Raw genomic sequence first — 20943 nt, forward strand, 5'->3', positions numbered from 1 at the left:
ATAATAGAATCATGAGTTAGCACTCAAGTCGGTTGAGTGCTAATTGAGATTGGAATCTTGATTGGAGGTGATGCCGTGGTCACGGAGCGTCAAAATGAGATTTTGAATTTGATTATTGATATCTTTACCAAGACCCACGAGCCAGTCGGATCCAAAGCGCTACAAGAGTCAATCAAATCAAGCAGTGCGACGATTCGTAATGATATGGCTATTCTTGAAAAACAAGGTCTTTTAGAAAAAGCACACACATCAAGTGGACGTAAGCCTAGTGTTGCAGGTTTTCAATACTTTGTCAAACATTCACTTTCCTTTGATCGTCTCGCTGAAAATGAACTCTATGAAGTGATAAAGGCATTTGATCGTGAATTCTTCAAGTTAGAGGATGTTCTTCAACAGGCAGCAGATGTTCTTTCAATGTTGAGCGGATGTACAGTGGCAGCACTTGATGTAGAGCCAAGTCAACAACGCTTGACTGCTTTTGACATCGTGATTCTCAGCCAACATACAGCTTTAGCAGTTTTCACTTTAGATGAGTCCAATACGATTACCAGCCAGTTCGTGATCCCCCGTAATTTCCTACGAGGTGATTTGGTTCAGCTGAAAGAATTGATTCAAGATCGTTTTTTAGGACAAACAGTTCTTGATATTCACTATAAAATCCGAACAGAGATTCCTCAGATTATCCAGCGTTATTTTACAACGACCGACAATGTTCTGGATCTTTTTGAGCATATCTTTAGTGATATTTTCAAAGAAAATGTCATTGTGTCTGGGAAGGTAAGATTATTAGATTTTGCAGATTTAGAGAGTTATCAGTTCTTTGATCAGCCCCAAAAAGTAGCTTTTGAGCTTCGAGATAGTTTAGCTGAAGATCAAATGCAGACGGTGCGCGTGGCAGATAGCAGAGAAAGCAGTCTGGCTGATTTGACTCTAATTTCCAGCAAATTCCTGATTCCTTATCGAGGTTTTGGGGTGCTGGCAGTTGTTGGTCCGGTTAATCTTGATTACCAACGGCTGGTCAGCCAGATGAATGTTGTCAACCGTGTGCTGACCATGAAATTGACTGATTTTTATCGATATCTGAGTAGTAATCACTATGAAGTCCATTAATTATAGTATAAATATTCCTAAAAAGGAGGTGCCTTGTGGCAAAACATAAACAAGAAGAACATCCAGAAGATGTAGAAGTAAAAGAGGAAGCTGTAGAAACAGCTGAGCAGGTTGAATCAGTAAGTCCTGAAAAAACAGAATTAGAACTAGCCAATGAGCGTGCAGAAGATTTTGAAAACAAATATCTCCGTGCTCACGCTGAAATGCAAAATATTCAGCGCCGTGCTAATGAAGAACGCCAGCAGCTGCAAAGATACCGCAGTCAGGATCTGGCAAAAGCTATCTTGCCTTCGTTGGACAATTTAGAGCGAGCTCTGGCTGTCGAAGGGTTGACGGATGATGTCAAAAAAGGCTTAGAGATGGTGCAGGAAAGCTTGATTCATGCTCTCAAAGAAGAAGGAATTGAAGAAATCGCAGCGGACGGAACGTTTGATCATAACTATCACATGGCCATTCAAACAGTTCCAGCTGACGACGAGCACCCAGCTGATACCATTGCCCAAGTCTTCCAAAAAGGCTACAAACTCCATGACCGCATCTTAAGACCAGCAATGGTGGTTGTTTATAATTAGGCGGTAAGTCAGAAATCTGTGATTTCGTTGACGCACCCCCGCAAGGGTGATTAGGCTGGTCACGAGCGTTTGCGAAGTGAACTGCCAATCAGCTACTGCGTAAAGCTTGTCCGAAACGACAGTAAACTATGAAAGAAGATAAGAGGCAAGCCGGAGGCTTGCAAAACCGATATTTTCCGCCGTGGTGAAAGTTTCAGTAGCTTGTGCTACTGAAACAGGGGATTTTTGAGACTTTAGGCTCAAAAATAAGTGATGAAATCCCGTAGGGAGTTGCTCACGTCCCCACCACTTAAGGGAAATATCAAGAAGAAATTTTAAAAAGAGGAAATAAGAAAGGATTTGAACCCGAACGAAATGCTCGGAAAATAGATAAACCGCCTGGCATTCATCGAATGTTTCGTTGGTTCCCTAATTTTCAGTCGCATTGTCGGCGTTCTTGGTATCATTATTATGTCTAAAATTATCGGTATTGACTTAGGTACAACAAACTCAGCAGTTGCAGTTCTTGAAGGAACTGAAAGCAAAATTATCGCAAATCCAGAAGGAAATCGCACAACTCCGTCTGTCGTATCATTTAAAAATGGTGAAATCATCGTTGGTGATGCTGCAAAACGTCAAGCAGTGACAAACCCAGATACAGTGATTTCTATCAAATCAAAAATGGGAACTTCTGAAAAAGTTTCTGCTAACGGAAAAGAGTACACTCCACAAGAAATTTCAGCCATGATTCTGCAATACTTGAAAGGCTATGCTGAAGATTACCTTGGTGAAAAAGTAACCAAAGCAGTTATCACAGTTCCTGCTTACTTCAACGATGCGCAACGTCAAGCAACCAAAGACGCTGGTAAAATCGCTGGTCTTGAAGTAGAACGGATTGTCAACGAACCAACAGCAGCGGCCCTTGCTTATGGTTTGGACAAGACAGATAAAGAAGAAAAAATCTTGGTATTTGACCTTGGTGGTGGTACATTTGACGTGTCAATCCTTGAATTAGGCGACGGTGTCTTTGATGTATTAGCAACTGCAGGGGACAACAAACTCGGTGGTGACGACTTTGACCAAAAGATTATCGACCACTTGGTAGCTGAGTTCAAGAAAGAAAATGGTATTGACTTGTCAACTGACAAGATGGCTCTTCAACGTTTGAAAGATGCAGCTGAAAAAGCTAAGAAAGACCTTTCTGGTGTAACGTCTACTCAAATCAGCTTGCCATTCATCACTGCGGGAGAAGCTGGACCTCTCCACTTAGAAATGACCTTGACACGTGCGAAATTTGATGACTTGACTCGTGAGCTTGTGGATCGCACAAAAGAACCTGTTCGTCGTGCATTGTCTGACGCTGGTCTTAGCTTGTCAGAAATTGATGAAGTTATTCTTGTTGGTGGTTCAACACGTATCCCAGCCGTTGTGGAAGCAGTAAAAGCTGAAACTGGTAAAGAACCAAACAAATCTGTAAACCCTGACGAAGTGGTTGCTATGGGTGCTGCTATCCAAGGTGGTGTGATTACTGGTGATGTTAAAGACGTTGTCCTTTTGGACGTAACACCGTTGTCACTTGGTATCGAAACTATGGGTGGTGTATTTACAAAACTTATTGACCGCAACACAACGATTCCAACATCTAAATCACAAGTGTTCTCAACTGCTGCTGATAACCAACCAGCTGTGGATATCCATGTTCTTCAAGGTGAACGCCCAATGGCAGCAGATAACAAGACACTTGGACGTTTCCAATTGACAGACATTCCTGCTGCACCTCGTGGTATCCCTCAAATTGAAGTAACATTTGATATTGACAAAAATGGTATCGTGTCTGTTAAGGCTAAAGACCTTGGTACGCAAAAAGAACAACATATCGTTATCCAATCGAACTCAGGTTTGACAGATGAAGAAATTGACCGCATGATGAAAGATGCAGAAGCAAACGCCGAAGCAGATAAAAAACGTAAAGAAGAAGTAGATCTTCGTAACGAAGTGGATCAAGCTATCTTTGCAACTGAAAAGACTATCAAAGAAACAGAAGGCAAAGGCTTTGATGCAGAACGTGACGCTGCTCAAGCTGCTCTTGATGAATTGAAAAAAGCCCAAGAAAACAACAACTTGGATGACATGAAATCAAAACTTGAAACACTCAATGAAAAAGCGCAAGCTCTCGCTGTGAAACTTTACGAACAAGCGGCTGCAGCCCAACAAGCTCAAGCAGGAGCAGAAGGAACAAGCCAAGCAAATACAGGCGACAACAAAGGCGACGATGTCGTAGACGGTGAGTTTACGGAGAAGTAATTATGACTGAAAAAATCATTTTATCAGGTAGAACTGAACAAGAATTATATAAAGAATTTTGTAATTTAGCATGCAATGATTTAGAAGGTGCAAAATCTAAAATACAACAATTTTCTGATGATGAATTACGTATATATCAAGAAATAATCTTATCTGTAAGTGAATCAGCTAATGATTTGGAAACTAAACAGCTACCATTTTTATTGGCTCTTATGACCATTATAAATGTAATTCCAAACAATGTAGTGAAAGTGATACTTATGTTTCTTGTAGTAGGTATATGGGTAAAATTTCTTAAAACAACCATTTATAGTGGTACAAGAATTAAAATAAAAAGGCTTCTTCGCTTTTTAAAAGATCTATAATTTCAGAATGCAGAGGTTGCCTCCCAACCTCTGTTTTTCGGTAAGATGAGTTACATCTATAATTTTACAAGAAAGGAACTGAACCCGCCCTAAATGCTAGGTGAAAAAGATAAATTCTCTTGTGAGCGTCGCTCACGGCAAGAATTTCCTATTTTCACTGTGCATTTTACGGGCTTGGTATCTTATATGAACAATACTGAATTTTACGACCGTTTAGGCGTTTCTAAAAATGCATCTCAGGATGAGATTAAGAAAGCCTATCGGAAATTATCAAAAAAATATCATCCAGACATCAATAAAGAACCGGGTGCTGAAGAGAAATACAAAGAAGTCCAAGAGGCTTATGAAACCTTGAGTGATGAGCAAAAACGGGCAGCCTATGATCAATATGGTGCTGCGGGTGCTAATGGAGGCTTCGGCGGTGGAGCTGGCGGTTTCGGTGGCTTTGATGGTTCTAGCTTTGGTGGCTTTGAAGATATTTTCTCTAGCTTCTTTGGTGGGGGTGGTGCAAGTCGCAATCCCAATGCACCTCGTCAAGGAGATGACCTTCAATATCGGGTCAACCTTAAGTTTGAAGAAGCGATTTTTGGCACGGACAAAGAAATTAAATACAATCGTGAGGCAACCTGCCATACTTGTCACGGTTCGGGTGCGAAACCAGGAACTAGCCCAATAACTTGTAGTCGTTGTCACGGATCTGGTGTCATCAATGTGGACACGCAAACTCCACTTGGCATGATGCGCCGTCAGGTGACATGTGATGTCTGCCATGGACGCGGACAAGAAATCAAAGACCCTTGTCAAACCTGCCATGGGACAGGGCATGAAAAACAAGCCCATAGTGTTCATGTGAAAATCCCTGCAGGTGTTGAAACTGGTCAACAAGTTCGTTTGTCTGGTCAAGGTGAGGCTGGTTTCAATGGTGGACCGTACGGAGATCTATATGTTGTCGTTCAGGTGGAGTCAAGTGATAAATTTGAGCGGGATGGCTCGACCATTTATTACAAACTGAACCTCAACTTTGTTCAAGCAGCCTTAGGTGATAGCGTTGAAATTCCGACTGTTCACGGAGATGTGGAATTAACCATTCCAGAAGGAACGCAAACAGGCAAACGATTCCGTCTTCGTGGAAAAGGAGCGCCAAGCCTTCGTGGTGGTAGCATGGGAGACCAATATGTCACGGTCAACGTTGTGACACCGACAGGACTTAATGACAAACAAAAAGCAGCATTGAAAGATTTCGCTGCTGCCGGAAATATAACCGTCACTCCTAAAAAGAAAGGCTTCTTTGATAAAATGAAAGATGCCTTTGAAGGAGAATAAAATAAATGGGGATCAGTTTTTCTGTTCTCCATTTTTTGTAATGATATGCTGTGTCTTCATATCCAATTCGTTTAAAATTTGTGGAATGAAATTTGGAAATACCTGGTGGGCTTCTAATTCTTGGACAGGAATCCAGTGGACTCTTTCGATACCTATTTGGTTTTGGAATTGTTTTCCTTTTGGTTTCATAAGATAGTATAGGCAAATTTCATGGCAATCTAACCCTCTTAAGACACCGCTTGAATTTGAAAAGAAATTTTCATGAAGACAGACCAAGCGGTCAATTTCATACTGTTGTCCAGTTTCTTCCATAACCTCTCGAAGGACAGCTTCTTCAGTTGTTTCGCCAAATTGAACAGCTCCACCAACGGAGTAATGATAGTCTTCAGTAGGACTACTCATGAAGCAAATAGCTCCTTCTTCAATAATGATAGCGGCTGATCGATAGCGAAAGCGTTGATGCCCGTTTGAGTAACTAATATCTTCTGCCATTTGGTTCCTCCTTAGCTAATTAAGTGTATAGTCTTTTGTCGGTCTTGTCAAGTCCAATCTGTACCCGGACAGATTTGCTTTTACAGTCTTGCGAGGGGCTTTTTTTCTTGTTACAATAAACACATGACACGATATAAAGCGATTATTTCTTATGACGGTCATGATTTTGCTGGTTTTCAGCGGCAACCTCATGCTCGCAGCGTCCAAGAAGAGATTGAAAAGACTTTAACTAAAATCAACAGGGGAGAACTGGTAATCATTCATGGAGCTGGACGCACAGACAGCGGTGTTCATGCTTTGGGGCAGGTTATTCATTTTGATTTGCCACAAAAAAGAGATGAAGAAAAGCTACGCTTTGCGCTCGATACACAAACACCAGAAGATATTGATTTTATCAGCGTAGAAGAAGTAAATGAGGATTTTCATTCTAGATATTGGAAACATAGTAAGACCTATGAATTTATAGTAGATGTTGGACACCCTAAAAATCCTATGATGCGCCATTATGCAACCCGTTATCCCTATCCGCTTGATCTGAGTTTGATTGAAGCAGCTATTGCAAAGTTAGAAGGAACCCACGATTTTACAGGTTTCACAGCTTCAGGGACTAGTGTGGAAAATAAAGTTCGGACGATTACAGAAGCACGCTTAGACTTTGATGAGAAACGCAACTTTCTGATTTTTACTTTTTCTGGTAATGGATTTTTATATAAGCAAATTCGCAATATGGTCGGAACGTTGCTGAAGATCGGCAACGGTCGAATGCCAGTTGAGCAGATTGATAGAATTTTAACAGAGAAAAATCGTCATTTGGCTGGACCAACAGCAGCACCAAACGGACTTTATCTAAAGGAGATACGATATGAAGAATAACTTTATTTTAGCTATATCAGGGAATGATATTTTTAGTGGCGGCGGACTGCATGCTGATTTAGCAACCTACACGGTCAACCGACTGCATGGTTTTGTGGCGGTGACTTGCTTGACCGCTATGACAGAGCAAGGTTTTGAGGTTATTCCTGTAGACACGACCGTCTTTGCTCAGCAGCTCAATTCTCTCAAGGATGTACCTTTCTCAGCCATTAAATTGGGGCTTTTACCCAATGTAGAAGTGGCAGATTTGGCTTTAGATTTTGTGAAAGCTCATGCAGAGACTCCTGTTGTGTTAGACCCTGTCTTAGTTTGCAAGGAAACCCATGATGTGGAGGTTTCGGCACTTCGAGATGAGCTCATCAAGTTTTTTCCTTATACAAACATTATCACGCCTAATTTACCAGAAGCTGAACTCTTGGCTCAAAAAGAGTTGCGAACATTGGAGGATGTCAAAGAAGCGGCTAGACATCTCTATTCTTTGGGGGCTAAATCCGTTGTTATCAAAGGAGGAAATCGCTTAGATATTCAAAAAGCAATTGATGTTTACTATGACGGAAAACAATTTAAAATTTTGGAATCGCCTGTTTTAGACAAAAATAATACCGGAGCGGGTTGCACCTTTGCTTCTAGCATTGCCAGTCAGCTATTACTAGGAAAATCAACTTTTGAAGCTATTCAAATTTCTAAAAAATTTGTTTATCAAGCTATCCAACATTCAGATCAATATGGGGTTGTTCAATATGAAAAAAAATCAGACATATAAACTTGTTCTTTTGTCCATGATTGCTGCATTGACAGTTGTTTTGGGCTATTATTTGAAAATTCCAACACCAACGGGGATTTTAACTTTCCTTGATGCAGGAATTTTCTTTACTGCCTTTTATTTTGGTAGAAAAGAAGGAGCAATCGTCGGTGGTTTAGCTGGATTTCTTATTGATCTGATTTCTGGTTATCCTCAGTGGATGTTTTTTAGCTTGCTCTTTCATGGTCTACAAGGCTATTTTGCTGGTTTTAAAGGGAAAAGTCGCTATCTCGGTTTGGTGTTGGCTACGCTTGTTATGGTAGGAGGTTATGCTCTCGCTTCCACGATTATGCATGGTTGGGGATCAGCTTTTCCAGAAATATTTCCTAACTTTTGCCAGAATACCTTGGGAATGATTGTCGGAGCTATTTTGAATAAATTGTTGGCAGATGTTTTGAAAAAATAAAGTAAATGAGGGGCGTTGTGCCCTTTTTACTTTTAAGAATTTCAGTTTGTAAAAGCGATAAAAATCATTTATAATACAATTAAAACGAGGTGAAATCATGGATTTACAAGAATTGAAAAAACAAACACAAATCATTTTAACAGATGTTTTAGAAAAATCAGCTCTTTCTTCCGGTGATATTTTTGTACTGGGCTTGTCTTCCAGTGAGGTGATTGGAGGACATATTGGAAAAAATTCCAGTCAAGAAGTGGGAGAAGTTATTGTAAAAACTATGCTGGAGTTGTTATCCGAGCGTGGTCTTTATTTAGCTGTTCAAGGTTGCGAACATGTGAATCGCGCTTTGGTCGTGGAGAAAGAATTAGCGCAAAAACAAAACCTGGAAATTGTCAATGTCTTGCCAACTCTTCATGCTGGTGGAAGTGGTCAATTAGCAGCTTTTAAATATATGAACAGCCCAGTTGAAGTGGAATTTATTACGGCTCAAGCAGGGATGGACGTCGGAGATACGGCAATTGGTATGCATATTAAACACGTCCAAATTCCAGTACGACCAATTTTACGAGAACTAGGAGAAGCGCATGTGACTGCGCTTGCCAGTCGTCCAAAGCTAATCGGTGGAGCGCGAGCTGCTTACCAAAAAGATAAAATTCGGAAAGCATAAAGAGCAAAATCAGCAAATGGACGGAAAAATCGTTAAATTTTTCATTAGAAAATTTGTGAAATAACGTGTATTTATGGTATAATTGATTGTATTCAATAAATTTTAAGGAGAAATGACAGAATGTCTGTATCATTTGAAAACAAAGAAACAAATCGCGGAGTTTTGACATTTACAATCAGTCAAGAACAAATCAAGCCAGAATTGGATCGCGTGTTTAACTCAGTTAAGAAAACTCTGAATGTACCAGGTTTCCGTAAAGGTCATCTTCCTCGTCCGGTGTTTAACCAAAAATTTGGGGAAGAAGCTCTTTACCAAGACACACTGAACGCCCTTCTCCCAGCTGCTTATGAAGCTGCAGTTAAAGAAGCAGAAATTGAAGTTGTTGCCCAACCACAATTTGACGTAGCTTCTATGGAAAAAGGTCAAGATTGGACTATTACCGCTGAAGTGGTTACAAAACCTGAAGTAAAATTAGGTGAATATAAAAATCTAGAAGTGTCTGTTGATGTCTCTAAAGAAGTATCTGACGCAGATGTAGACGCAAAAATTGAACGCGAACGCAACAATTTAGCAGAGCTTGTATTAAAAGAAGACAAGGCTGCTAATGGCGACACAGTTGTGATTGACTTTGTTGGAACAGTTGACGGCGTTGAATTTGACGGCGGTAAAGGAGATAACTTCTCACTTGAACTCGGAAGCGGTCAATTCATTCCAGGTTTTGAGGATCAATTGGTTGGACATGCTGCTGGTGAAACAGTAGAAGTAAACGTGACATTCCCAGAAGACTATCAAGCAACAGACCTTGCAGGTAAAGATGCTAAGTTTGTTACAACCATTCATGAAGTCAAAGAAAAAGAAGTTCCAGAACTAGATGATGAACTAGCGAAAGACATTGATGAAGATGTTGAAACACTTGACGAATTAAAAGAAAAATACCGCAAAGAATTAGCTGAATCAAAAGAAATTGCTTTTGATGACGCAGTCGAATCTGCAGCGCTTGATCTTGCAGTAGAAAATGCAGAAATCGTTGAGTTGCCAGAAGAAATGGTTCACGAAGAAGTTCACCGCTCTGTAAATGAATTCCTTGGAAACATGCAACGTCAAGGTATTTCACCAGATATGTATTTCCAAATTACTGGTACAACGCAAGAAGATCTTCACAAGCAACATGAAGCTGATGCTGAAAAACGTGCTAAGACAAACCTTGTGATTGAAGCTGTTGCGAAAGCAGAAGGATTTGAAGCAAGTGATGAAGATATTGAAGCAGAAATTGCTTCTCTTGCCGCTGATTACAATATGGAAGTAGAACGCGTTCGTCAACTTCTTTCAGCAGATATGTTGAAACATGATATTGTGATTAAAAAAGCCGTTGAATTGATTACAAGTACTGCAAAAGTAAAATAATCGAGCGATAACATAAGGCAAGTTCAGTCAGAGAATTGGCTGGATTGCCTTTTTGCTTCTTTTTATATAAAAGCGGAAGTCATTTTGGTAAAAATGGTGATTTTCTTGAATAGAGGATAAAATTCTTTTGACGAAAGAAGATTTTTATCGTACAATAAAAAGTAGCGAAAAATTCAATAAATTAAATATTTGAGAGCCAACAGGGCAGAAACCCTCAGACTTAAAAGGAGATCGACTTTGGAATTAGAAGTATTTGCTGGACAAGAAAAAAGTGAACTTTCTATGATTGAAGTAGCGCGTGCTATCTTAGAAACGCGTGGTCGTCATCATGAAATGTATTTTAATGATCTTGTCAATGAAATTCAAAATTACCTTGAAAAATCAAATAGTGATATTCGTGAAGCCTTGCCACTTTTTTATACAGAGCTAAATGTAGACGGCAGTTTCATTCCTCTTGGAGATAACAAATGGGGCTTGCGTTCATGGTATGCGATTGACGAGGTGGATGAAGAAATTATCACACTTGAAGAAGATGATGAAGAAACTCCGAAGAAACGGAAGAAGAAACGTGTGAACGCCTTTATGGACGGAGATGAAGATGCCATTGATTACAATGACGATGATCCAGAAGATGAAGACTCATACGAAGCAGACCCTGCCCTTAATTATGACGAGGACAATCCGGACGACGAGAAGAGTGAAGTTGAAGCGTATGATGCTGAAATCAATGAAATTGCACCTGATGATTTAGGTGAAGAAGTCGAACTCAATGAAGAGGACGAAGATTATTCTGACGATGAAGTAGATGGAGAAGATGAAGAATAGTCAAATTTAATGATATATTCTTATTTTCTTATTTGACAAAAGTTTTATTCTGCGATATTATAATATCGGGCACTTCTTTTAAGAAGTCGAAGCTCCCTAGCTCTAGGGAGCTATTTTTGTTTTGCTATTCATGAACACGTCTTAAAAAGCAATGGACGTTGTATTTTAGATAAGGAGTATTTATGGCAACAAAATATATTTTTGTTACAGGTGGTGTAGTTAGTTCGATCGGTAAAGGGATTGTGGCAGCAAGTCTTGGTCGTCTTTTGAAAAACCGTGGTCTTAAGGTAACCATTCAAAAGTTTGACCCATATATCAATATCGACCCAGGAACGATGAGTCCTTACCAACATGGGGAAGTGTTTGTGACGGACGACGGTGCAGAGACAGACTTGGATCTGGGGCACTATGAACGCTTTATTGATATTAACCTAAATAAATATTCAAATGTCACAACGGGTAAGATTTATAGTGAAGTTCTTCGAAAAGAGCGCAAAGGTGAATATCTTGGAGCAACTGTTCAAGTCATTCCACACATTACAGATGCTTTAAAAGAAAAGATTAAACGCGCTGCAACGACAACCGACTCTGATGTGATTATCACAGAAGTGGGGGGGACTGTTGGAGATATTGAAAGTTTGCCATTCTTAGAAGCTCTTCGTCAAATGAAGGCAGATGTCGGTGCAGATAATGTAATGTATATTCACACGACATTGCTTCCTTATCTGAAAGCTGCTGGGGAAATGAAAACGAAGCCCACTCAGCATTCTGTAAAAGAATTGCGTGGTCTGGGTATTCAACCGAATATGCTGGTCATTCGCACTGAAAAGCCAGCAGGTCAAAATATTAAAAATAAATTGGCGCAATTTTGTGACGTAGCACCAGAAGCAGTGATTGAGTCGCTAGATGTGGAACATTTGTATCAAATTCCGCTGAATTTGCAAGCACAAAACATGGACCAAATCGTTTGTGATCACTTGAAGTTGGACGTGCCAGAAGCAGATATGACAGATTGGTCTGCTATGGTTGATAAAGTCATGAACTTGAAGAAACAAGTGAAAATTGCGCTTGTTGGGAAATATGTGGAACTACCAGATGCTTATATCTCTGTTGTAGAAGCTCTCAAGCACTCTGGTTATGCCAATGATGCAGAAATCAAGCTGAATTGGGTCAATGCGAATGATGTCACAACGGAAAATGTCGCCGAATTGTTGAAAGATGCAGACGGTATTATTGTGCCAGGTGGATTTGGTCATCGCGGAACCGAAGGAAAGATTGCGACCATTCAATATGCGCGTGAAAATGATGTGCCAATGCTTGGAATTTGCCTTGGTATGCAGTTGACTTGTGTTGAGTTTGCTCGCCATGTACTAGGATTTGAAGATGCTAATTCTTCAGAATTAAATCCTGATACGAAGTACCCTGTTATTGATTTGATGCGTGATCAGATTGATGTAGAAGACATGGGAGGTACGCTTCGCTTAGGACTGTATCCGTCTAAGTTGAAACGTGGTTCCAAAGCTGCTGCAGCTTATGACAATCAAGAAGTTGTTCAGCGTCGTCACCGCCACCGCTACGAATTTAACAATGAATTCCGTCAACAATTTGAAGACGCAGGATTTGTCTTCTCAGGAGTTTCACCTGATAATCGTCTGGTGGAAATTGTAGAAATTCCAGAAAATCAATTCTTTGTGGCGTGTCAATACCACCCAGAATTATCCAGCCGCCCTAATCGTCCAGAAGGACTTTATACGGCTTTTGTCACAGCTGCGGTTGAAAATAGTGAAAAATAATAGAATGGGACAGGCTTCCATGATTGGTATCACAATCTGGAGCCTATTCCAATCTTTTTAATATCTTTTATAAATAGAAAGTCTTATCAGTATAACAAATTGGTGCAAGATTTTAAATGAAATCTACAACTAGATTGTCATAAAAAGCAGTGGTTTAGTAATAAAATAAGACTTTTTGCAAAGGATTTAATAGTTAATTAATTCTCTAAATTATTATCCGGAGGTAGATCATGATGAAGTTTATACTTGATGAAAGTATCGTAGCGCTTGGAATTAAAAATGTGGTAATTGGCATTGCCAAAAATGTAGATCCACATGCGCCTTTATCCGCTTCATTTTTGAAAAAGCAAAAAGAGATGGAAAAGTGGGCATTGAATTGCGATATCGATGAGGTGTCTGATGCTCCAGTCATTCAAGGCTACAAAGATTTGTTGCAAAGTGTTGGACGTAGTGTCAAGAAGAATCCTCCTACCGTTTTGGCGCTTATTCGGAATATTCGACATCGTGGTTCTATTCCACATATTAACAGTATTATTGATATTTACAATGTCGAATCTTTGCATTCTTTACTAGCTATTGGTGGACATGATTTGGATAAAATAGAGGAGCAGATAGAGTTTACTGTTAGCCAAAATGAAGACGTTTTTCTGCCGATTTTATCTACGGAAAAACACGTTTCTCCCACGGATTACGTCTATCGTGACAAGAAAGGTATTCTAGCGTGGTTGGACGTTCGTGATGGAGAACATTATAAATTTGATGATGAGACAAAAAATGCCATTTTTATCATTCAAGGAAATGCTCATACATCTGTTGAAATGCGTTTAGAAGCACTCAATCGCATTGAGAACGATTTAGCAGAATGTATGCCGAATCTGGATTTTGAAACGTATGTCATTCACCCAGAGGGGAAATAACCTAAAAAGCAATGTATCCATCAATAAGATACGAGAAGCAAATCTGTTTTTTGAAGGCATTTGGAATACAATCACATTTTTTAGTAAAAGATTTGTTTGAAAATTCTTTACTTTTTAGTAAGATATAGTATAATTAGAATATATCATAGTTTTCGGAGGTACCTATGAAAAAAAGTAAAATTATTGCAGTAGCAGGGGTAGCCCTACTAACTGCTGGTTTTTTAACAGCTTGCTCGGGTTCGAAATCAAACTCGGCTGAAACAAAATTTGGTTATGTGTATTCTGGTGATCCAGAAACTTTGGATTATGTAACGTCAGGAAAAGCAACCACTAGCGATCTTGTGACAAATGGAGTTGACGGATTGTTAGAAAATGACAAATATGGAAATCTTGTACCATCAATGGCTAAGTCATGGACTGTATCAAAAGATGGTTTAACCTATACTTATAAACTTCGTAAGGGTGCCAAATGGTACACATCAGAAGGGGAAGAATACGCAGAAGTTAAAGCGCAAGACTTTGTAACTGGTTTGAAACATGCTGCCGATAAAAAATCTGAGGCGCTTTATTTGGTTCAAAACTCAATTAAAGGTTTAGATGCTTACGTGAATGGTCAAACAAAAGACTTTTCAACGGTAGGTGTGAAAGCAGTTGATGATTATACTGTTCAGTATACATTGAACAAGCCAGAACCATATTGGAATTCTAAGACAACCTCTGCCATTATGTGGCCAATCAATGCCGAATTTTTGAAATCTAAAGGAAATAAATTTGGTCAATCAACAGACCCTAACTCAATCCTTTATAATGGACCATTCTTGATGAAAGCTATCACAGCAAAATCTGCGGTAGAATATGTGAAAAACAAACATTATTGGGATAAAGATAAAGTAAAAGTTGATAGCATTAAACTTGCTTACTATGATGGTCAAGACCAAGACTCATTGGCTCGTAATTTCAAAGATGGGGCATACTCATACGCACGCCTCTTCCCAACAAGTTCAAACTTTGCAACTTTTGAAAAACAATTCAAGGACAATATCTATACAGCAGAAGCAGGCTCTGGAACGGCTGCTTTAGCCCTTAATATTGACCGTCAATCTTACAACCATACGGCTAAGAAAACAGATGAAGAAAAAAATTCAACGAAAAAGGCATTGTTGAACAAAGACTTCCGTCAAGCTTTGAACTTTGCACTTGACCGCGAATCTTATGCAGCACAAGTAAATGGTAAAGATGGTGCTGCCACAGCAATCCGTAACATGTTTGTACCATCAAATTTTGTTCAAGTTGGTGAAAAATCATTTAGTGATGTTGTAGAAGAAAAATTAGCAAGCTATGGCGATGACTGGAAGGGTGTCAAACTAGCTGATTCACAAAATGGCTTGTACAATCCAACAAAAGCAAAAGCAAAATTTGCAAAAGCAAAAGAAGCTTTGCAAGCTCAAGGTGTGAAATTCCCAATCCATTTAGATGTTCCTACTGTAGAAACTTCTAAGAACTATGTTGCTCGTATGCAATCTTTGAAACAGTCTGTTGAAAAAGTACTTGGTAAAGAAAATGTTGTCATGGACTTGAACATGATGTCAGAAGATGACTTTAACAACGTCACTTACTATGCTCCAAATGCAGCTGGCGAAGATTGGGATATCTCAGGCGCTGTTGGTTGGAGTCCCGACTATCAAGATCCATCTACTTATCTTGACATTTTGAAATCAACATCTTCTGATAATACGAAAACTTGGTTTGGATTTGACTCTGGTAGTGAAAATGCTGGTGCTAAAGCAGTTGGCTTGGACGAATATAATAAATTAGTCGATGAAGCAGGTGCAGAAACAACAGACATTGCAAAACGTTATGAAAAATATGCAGCAGCACAAGCTTGGTTAACAGACAGTTCACTTGTCTTACCAACAATGGCTTCAACTGGTGCAGGAACATTTGTGTCACGTCTTCAACCATTCTCAGGTGCGTTTGCACAAACAGGTAGCAAAGGTAGCTCAACCTACTATAAATACATTAAAGTCGGTAAAGATGCTGTTACGAAGAAAGACTATGAAGCAGCTAAGAAGAAATGGCAAAAAGAAAAAGTTGAATCTAACAAAAAAGCTCAAGACGAATTAGCTGATCATGTAAAATAATACAATGATAAAAGCAGGTAAAACTCACTAAAAGGTGAGGAAAACCTGCTTTTTTTATTTCTAAAGGTTAATAGATTAATATAAACCTTATTAAATCAGCTTTCAAAATATGTCATAAAATTTAGAAAATTCTATTTACTTTTTACTGTTTGTGTGCTAGAATGTATAAAAATAATGATTTTGGGAGGAATATTCATGAAGAAAAGTAAAATCATTACCCTTGCAGCGCTAGCCTTGCTTGCAACAGGAGCTCTAGCAGCTTGTTCTAGCTCTAAAACAAGCTCGGGGAACAAAACATTCTCATATATTTATGAGCAAGATCCAGATAACCTGAACTATTTGACAACTGGGAAAGCAGCTACTGCAAATCTTACCAGTAATGTCATTGACGGACTCTTGGAAAATGACCGTTACGGAAATCTAGTTCCTTCTGTAGCGAAGGATTGGACAGTCTCCAAGGATGGCTTGACTTATACTTATACACTTCGTAAGGGTGTGAAATGGTACACATCAGAGGGTGAAGAGTATGCAGAAGTTAAGGCACAAGACTTTGTGACAGGCTTAAAATATGCTACGGATAATAAATCTGATGCTATTTACTTGGTGCAAGATTCTGTTAAAGGCTTGGATGCTTACATGAAGGGTGAAAATAAAGATTTCTCTTCTGTCGGTATCAAAGCAGTTGATGATTACACGGTTCAATACACGCTTAATCGACCAGAAAGCTTTTGGAATTCTAAAACAACAATGGGCGTTCTAGCACCAGTTAATGCAGAATTTTTGAAATCAAAAGGCAATAAATTTGCACAAGCAACAGACCCATCTAGTCTTCTTTATAATGGTCCATACTTGCTGAAATCTATCACAGCGAAATCGTCTGTTGAATTTGCTAAAAATCCAAACTACTGGGATAAGAAAAATGTGCACATTGACAACATCAAGCTGTCTTACTATGATGGTCAAGACCAAGACAAACTTGCTAAAGGATTTAGTGATGGCTCATTTACCAATGCTAAAGTATTTCCAACTAGCCCAAGTTATGCTTCTGTCAGCAAGAAATACAAAAACAACATCGTTTATACTCCACAAGATGCAACAACTTACTTAGTAGCTACAAATATTGATCGTCAATCTTACAATCACACTTCAAAGACAACAGATGCTCAAAAAACTTCTACTAAGAAAGCTTTGCTAAACAAGGATTTCCGTCAAGCGATTACCTTTGCATTTGACCGCACTGCTTATGCATCACAGGTGAATGGTAAAGACGGTGCGACGAAGATGCTCCGTAATCTCTTTGTACCACCAACGTTTGTTCAAACAGATGACAAGAGCTTTGTAGAATTGGTCAAAGAAAAATTGATTGGCTACGATGAAAGTTGGAAAGATGTCAACTTAAATGATGCGCAAGATGGGCTTTATAATCCAACTAAAGCTAAAGAAAAATTAGCGAAAGCGAAAGCAGCGCTTCAAGCAGATGGCGTTCAATTCCCAATCCACATTGATATGCCAGTTGACCAAACAGCAACTAATAAAGTTCAACGTGTGCAATCATTGAAACAATCTATTGAAAAAAATCTTGGGAAAGAAAATGTTGTGATTGATATTCAACAAATGTCTAAAGACGACGTGAATAATATCACTTACTTTGCCGAATCCGCAGCGGCAGAAGATTGGGATCTTTCTGATAATGTTGGTTGGAGTCCAGACTTCCAAGACCCATCTACCTATCTTGATGTTATCAAACCTTCAAGCGGTGAAAGCACTAAGACCTATCTAGGATTTGATGCAGGCACGAACAACGCTGCTGCAGCACAAGTTGGTATGAACGAATATGAAAAGTTGTTGAATGAGGCTGAAAAAGAAACCAACAATACGAATGCACGCTATGAAAAATATGCTGCAGCCCAAGCTTGGTTGACTGATAATGCATTGGTCATTCCAACAACAACACTAACGGGTCGCCCAATTCTTTCTCGTACAGTACCATTTAGTAATGCCTTTGCTTGGTCAGGAAACAAGGGAAATAGTGAAACAATTCTCTATAAATACCTTGAAATCCAAGATGAGCCTGTGACTCAAAATCAATACAAGAAGGCAATGGAAAAATGGAATAAAAAGCGCACAGAGTCTAATAAAAAGGCTCAAGAAGAACTTGCAAATCATGTTAAATAATTGAAAAAAATTAGATAAAATTTAACAGAAAAACAAAAAAAGTTCAATTATGATAAAAATATTCTGACAATTGATTTTACAATTAACCAGAATTGTGATATAATTTTAAACAATCAGTTTAAAAATTGAAGGTATTCTAAAATTGAAAATAGGTATTTGTCGTGACGCGTGGCATTTCTCTATCAGTTCCTTCGGTCTTGGCTGACAGGTTATGTTTAATAACTTAACCATAGTTATTAAAGTGGAATATCTGATGTGACTCATGCTGAATCATTAAAATACAAAAAGAATTAGCAGATCATGTAAAATAAACTTCTCATCAGAACTTTCTCTAACAGGAGGGAAAGTTCTTTTGGGATTTTAAAGGAAACGGTAAATGAAGAAATATATTTTTATGCGTATCTTACGCTCTTTAGTATCTATTTTCATGGTAACAACGCTGACTTACACCATTATCTATACCATGGTGCCTAGGAAGTTGATTTTCAAACAGGATCCAAACTATAACAAAATAGCAACAACTCCTGATAAAAAGACCAATTACGAAAATACGATTTTTGAGCGCATGGGTTACATTGACTACTATGATACGAAGGAATTGCAAGAAAAAGCTAGTAAAGAGAATTCCTCTGTAACAGTAGAACCTACTAATGCAAATAAAAAAATCTATGAAGCTTACATCAAAAAGCTGGGACGCGGTTGGAAATTGCAGCAATTTAAAGAAAGCAAGCAATTTTATGCAACTCGTGAAGTTCCAGTCTATGAACGCGTTCTTGGTTTCTATGGTAATTTGATTCAAATTGACCATACAGGTGCTGTGAAAGATGCTTCTAATCCGAATTTGAAGCGTTATATTCGCATTGAAAATGATCCTGCTATTGGTTGGTCTGTTGTTGGTTCTGGAACGAAACATAAATATTTATTATATTTCAATAGTCAGTTTCCATTTATCCACCAAAATTTTGTAAGATTAAATCTAGGAACTTCTTATCCGACCTATGCTAATCTTCCTGTTTTACAGGTTATTTCACAAGGGCAAGGTCAAACGAAGACATCAGAAGTTCAATTTCCAACAGGAAAGAAAACATCATCTGTTAATATTTATACACGTACATATAAGTCTCCAAAGCAAGCCGATGCACGCGATGTTGCTAATTACGGAAAAGATGATCCTTATACGGCGACAGAGAGCAATTATCAATATCCATCTATGATTGTGAGCTCTTCTATTGTTGGGTTGATTGGTTTGGCCTTGTCATACTTAATCGCCGTTCCACTTGGATCTTATATGGCTCGCTTTAAGAATACATTGTTTGATAGTATTTCAACCGGTGCTTTGACTTTCTTAATGTCACTGCCAACTATTGCCTTGGTTTATATCATTCGCTTGATTGGTTCAGCGATTGGCTTACCTGATTCATTCCCTATTTTGGGAGCAGGTGATTGGCGCTCTTATGTGTTGCCGGCAGTTATTCTTGGACTCTTGAGTGCGCCTTGGACAGCAGTGTGGATTCGCCGTTATATGATTGACTTGCAATCACAAGATTTTGTTCGTTTTGCACGTGCAAAAGGTCTTTCTGAAAAAGAAATTTCTAATAAACATATTTTCAAAAATGCTATGGTGCCACTTGTATCCAGTATACCTGGTGCTATTATCGGAGTTATCACAGGTGCAACTTTGACTGAAACAGTCTTTGCTTTCCCTGGTATGGGTAAGATGTTGATTGACTCTGTTAAAGCTTCAAACAATTCTATGGTCGTTGGTCTTGTCTTTATCTTTACTTGTCTTTCTATCTTCGCTCTTCTATTGGGTGATATTCTGATGACAGTACTTGACCCACGTATTAAATTAACATCAAAAGGAGGTAAATAATGGCTACAATTGATAAGACTAAGTTCCAATTTGTCAAACGCGATGATTTTGCCTCTGAAACAATTGATGCTCCAGCCTATTCTTACTGGAAGTCAGTTATGCGTCAGTTCCTAAAAAAGAAATCAACAGTTATCATGTTGGGAATTTTGGTCGCTATTATTTTGATGAGTTTCATTTATCCGATTTTCTCAGATTTTGACTTTAACGATGTCAGCAAGGTGAATGATTTCGGTGCGCGTTATATTAAACCAAACGGTCAATATTGGTTTGGTACAGATAGCAACGGGAAATCTCTTTTTGACGGAGTATGGTTTGGAGCTCGTAACTCCATCCTCATTTCTGTCATTGCAACCGTGATTAACTTAGTTATTGGTATTGTGATTGGTGGTATCTGGGGAATTTCAAAAACCGTTGACCGTATCATGATGGAAGTGTACAATATCATTTCTAACATCCCATCTCTCTTGATTGTCATTGTCTTGACTTATTCAATTGGTGCTGGTTTCTGGAACTTGATTTTTGCTATGACCATCACAGGTTGGGTTGGGATTGCTTATACGATTCGTATCCAAATTCTACGTTATCGTGATTTAGAATACAACCTCGCCAGTCGTACATTGGGAACGCCAACGCTTAAAATTATTGTGAAAAATATTATGCCACAGTTGGTTTCTGTGATTGTTACAACTGCTTCACAATTACTTCCAAGTTTCATTTCATACGAAGCTTTTCTGTCTTTCTTTGGTTTGGGACTTCCTGTGACGGTGCCAAGTTTGGGACGGTTAATTTCAGATTATTCACAAAACGTGACAACAAATGCGTATCTTTTCTGGATTCCATTGACAACCTTGATTTTGGTTTCTCTTTCATTGTTCGTTGTCGGTCAAAACTTAGCGGACGCTAGTGATCCACGTACACATAGATAGGA

The 20943-nt window shown here is 38.8% G+C and carries 18 protein-coding genes; 17 read left to right on the plus strand and 1 reads right to left on the minus strand.

Annotation, left to right across the window (positions count from 1 at the left end):
• The first annotated feature begins 75 nt into the window (after positions 1-75).
• The 5 genes from hrcA to dnaJ all read left to right on the plus strand — a co-directional run bounded on the left by hrcA (position 76) and on the right by dnaJ (position 5653).
• The gene (gene hrcA, locus ANG_RS02890; protein WP_003035511.1) at positions 76-1110 is read left to right on the plus strand and encodes a heat-inducible transcriptional repressor HrcA; all 1035 of its coding nucleotides are present in this window, start codon (positions 76-78) and stop codon (positions 1108-1110) included.
• A 35-nt stretch (positions 1111-1145) separates the two neighbouring features.
• Entirely contained in the window at positions 1146-1682 is a 537-nt protein-coding gene (gene grpE, locus ANG_RS02895) for a nucleotide exchange factor GrpE (RefSeq protein WP_003035543.1), read from the plus strand.
• Between the two features lie 450 nt (positions 1683-2132).
• Positions 2133-3965 carry a molecular chaperone DnaK gene (gene dnaK / locus ANG_RS02900; protein WP_003035588.1) on the plus strand — a complete coding sequence of 611 codons (1833 nt, stop codon included), beginning with the start codon at positions 2133-2135 and terminating at the stop codon, positions 3963-3965.
• A gap of 2 nt (positions 3966-3967) precedes the next feature.
• A complete protein-coding gene (locus tag ANG_RS02905) occupies positions 3968-4330 on the plus strand; it encodes a hypothetical protein (RefSeq protein WP_003035423.1) in 363 nt (120 codons plus the stop codon).
• Between the two features lie 186 nt (positions 4331-4516).
• A complete protein-coding gene (dnaJ, locus tag ANG_RS02910; RefSeq protein WP_003026199.1) occupies positions 4517-5653 on the plus strand; it encodes a molecular chaperone DnaJ in 1137 nt (378 codons plus the stop codon).
• A 12-nt stretch (positions 5654-5665) separates the two neighbouring features.
• Here the strand turns inward: dnaJ and ANG_RS02915 are convergent, their stop codons facing one another.
• Positions 5666-6145, minus strand: coding sequence for an NUDIX hydrolase (locus ANG_RS02915; RefSeq protein WP_003035515.1), 480 nt, complete (start codon positions 6143-6145; stop codon positions 5666-5668).
• A gap of 123 nt (positions 6146-6268) precedes the next feature.
• On the opposite strand from ANG_RS02915, the gene truA reads away from it, so the two are divergent.
• From truA to oppC, 12 genes are all read left to right on the plus strand, one after another.
• Entirely contained in the window at positions 6269-7018 is a 750-nt protein-coding gene (gene truA / locus ANG_RS02920; protein WP_003035575.1) for a tRNA pseudouridine(38-40) synthase TruA, read from the plus strand.
• On the plus strand, positions 7008-7781 hold the full coding sequence (locus ANG_RS02925; RefSeq protein WP_003035524.1) for a bifunctional hydroxymethylpyrimidine kinase/phosphomethylpyrimidine kinase: 774 nt from the start codon (positions 7008-7010) through the stop codon (positions 7779-7781). Before truA ends, ANG_RS02925 begins: the two co-directional genes overlap by 11 nt.
• Positions 7759-8226, plus strand: coding sequence for an ECF transporter S component (locus ANG_RS02930; RefSeq protein WP_003035534.1), 468 nt, complete (start codon positions 7759-7761; stop codon positions 8224-8226). The genes ANG_RS02925 and ANG_RS02930 overlap by 23 nt, the downstream gene beginning before the upstream one ends.
• A gap of 97 nt (positions 8227-8323) precedes the next feature.
• Positions 8324-8887: a TIGR01440 family protein gene (locus ANG_RS02935; RefSeq protein ID WP_003035446.1), complete on the plus strand. Its 564-nt coding sequence runs from the start codon at positions 8324-8326 to the stop codon at positions 8885-8887.
• A 120-nt stretch (positions 8888-9007) separates the two neighbouring features.
• On the plus strand, positions 9008-10291 hold the full coding sequence (gene tig, locus ANG_RS02940; protein WP_025271645.1) for a trigger factor: 1284 nt from the start codon (positions 9008-9010) through the stop codon (positions 10289-10291).
• Between the two features lie 237 nt (positions 10292-10528).
• Entirely contained in the window at positions 10529-11116 is a 588-nt protein-coding gene (gene rpoE / locus ANG_RS02945) for a DNA-directed RNA polymerase subunit delta (RefSeq protein ID WP_003035581.1), read from the plus strand.
• Between the two features lie 182 nt (positions 11117-11298).
• Positions 11299-12909 carry a CTP synthase gene (locus ANG_RS02950; protein WP_025271646.1) on the plus strand — a complete coding sequence of 537 codons (1611 nt, stop codon included), beginning with the start codon at positions 11299-11301 and terminating at the stop codon, positions 12907-12909.
• A 233-nt stretch (positions 12910-13142) separates the two neighbouring features.
• Positions 13143-13826 (plus strand): B3/B4 domain-containing protein, encoded by a 684-nt coding sequence (locus ANG_RS02955; RefSeq protein WP_025271647.1) that lies wholly within the window; start codon positions 13143-13145, stop codon positions 13824-13826.
• Positions 13827-13990: 164 nt separating this feature from the next.
• Positions 13991-15967 carry a peptide ABC transporter substrate-binding protein gene (locus ANG_RS02960; RefSeq protein WP_003035484.1) on the plus strand — a complete coding sequence of 659 codons (1977 nt, stop codon included), beginning with the start codon at positions 13991-13993 and terminating at the stop codon, positions 15965-15967.
• 195 nt (positions 15968-16162) lie between these two features.
• Entirely contained in the window at positions 16163-18142 is a 1980-nt protein-coding gene (locus tag ANG_RS02965; RefSeq protein WP_025271648.1) for a peptide ABC transporter substrate-binding protein, read from the plus strand.
• Between the two features lie 376 nt (positions 18143-18518).
• A complete protein-coding gene (locus ANG_RS02970; protein ID WP_003035572.1) occupies positions 18519-20015 on the plus strand; it encodes an ABC transporter permease in 1497 nt (498 codons plus the stop codon).
• On the plus strand, positions 20015-20941 hold the full coding sequence (gene oppC / locus ANG_RS02975) for an oligopeptide ABC transporter permease OppC (protein WP_003035531.1): 927 nt from the start codon (positions 20015-20017) through the stop codon (positions 20939-20941). Before ANG_RS02970 ends, oppC begins: the two co-directional genes overlap by 1 nt.
• Positions 20942-20943: the final 2 nt, after the last annotated feature.

The sequence above is a fragment of the Streptococcus anginosus subsp. whileyi MAS624 genome (assembly GCF_000478925.1).
Lineage (GTDB): Bacteria > Bacillota > Bacilli > Lactobacillales > Streptococcaceae > Streptococcus > Streptococcus whileyi.

What these genes read in the sequence shown, in the direction of transcription:
- dnaK (WP_003035588.1), top strand. Translation starts at nt 2,133, where the DNA reads ATGTCTAAAATTATCGGTATTGACTTAGGTACAACAAACTCAGCAGTT.
- ANG_RS02960 (WP_003035484.1), top strand. Translation starts at nt 13,991, where the DNA reads ATGAAAAAAAGTAAAATTATTGCAGTAGCAGGGGTAGCCCTACTAACT.
- ANG_RS02965 (WP_025271648.1), top strand. Translation starts at nt 16,163, where the DNA reads ATGAAGAAAAGTAAAATCATTACCCTTGCAGCGCTAGCCTTGCTTGCA.
- truA (WP_003035575.1), top strand. Translation starts at nt 6,269, where the DNA reads ATGACACGATATAAAGCGATTATTTCTTATGACGGTCATGATTTTGCT.
- ANG_RS02915 (WP_003035515.1), bottom strand. Translation starts at nt 6,145, where the DNA reads ATGGCAGAAGATATTAGTTACTCAAACGGGCATCAACGCTTTCGCTAT.
- dnaJ (WP_003026199.1), top strand. Translation starts at nt 4,517, where the DNA reads ATGAACAATACTGAATTTTACGACCGTTTAGGCGTTTCTAAAAATGCA.
- ANG_RS02950 (WP_025271646.1), top strand. Translation starts at nt 11,299, where the DNA reads ATGGCAACAAAATATATTTTTGTTACAGGTGGTGTAGTTAGTTCGATC.
- ANG_RS02955 (WP_025271647.1), top strand. Translation starts at nt 13,143, where the DNA reads ATGAAGTTTATACTTGATGAAAGTATCGTAGCGCTTGGAATTAAAAAT.
- ANG_RS02905 (WP_003035423.1), top strand. Translation starts at nt 3,968, where the DNA reads ATGACTGAAAAAATCATTTTATCAGGTAGAACTGAACAAGAATTATAT.
- ANG_RS02935 (WP_003035446.1), top strand. Translation starts at nt 8,324, where the DNA reads ATGGATTTACAAGAATTGAAAAAACAAACACAAATCATTTTAACAGAT.
- oppC (WP_003035531.1), top strand. Translation starts at nt 20,015, where the DNA reads ATGGCTACAATTGATAAGACTAAGTTCCAATTTGTCAAACGCGATGAT.
- ANG_RS02930 (WP_003035534.1), top strand. Translation starts at nt 7,759, where the DNA reads ATGAAAAAAAATCAGACATATAAACTTGTTCTTTTGTCCATGATTGCT.
- ANG_RS02970 (WP_003035572.1), top strand. Translation starts at nt 18,519, where the DNA reads ATGAAGAAATATATTTTTATGCGTATCTTACGCTCTTTAGTATCTATT.
- tig (WP_025271645.1), top strand. Translation starts at nt 9,008, where the DNA reads ATGTCTGTATCATTTGAAAACAAAGAAACAAATCGCGGAGTTTTGACA.
- ANG_RS02925 (WP_003035524.1), top strand. Translation starts at nt 7,008, where the DNA reads ATGAAGAATAACTTTATTTTAGCTATATCAGGGAATGATATTTTTAGT.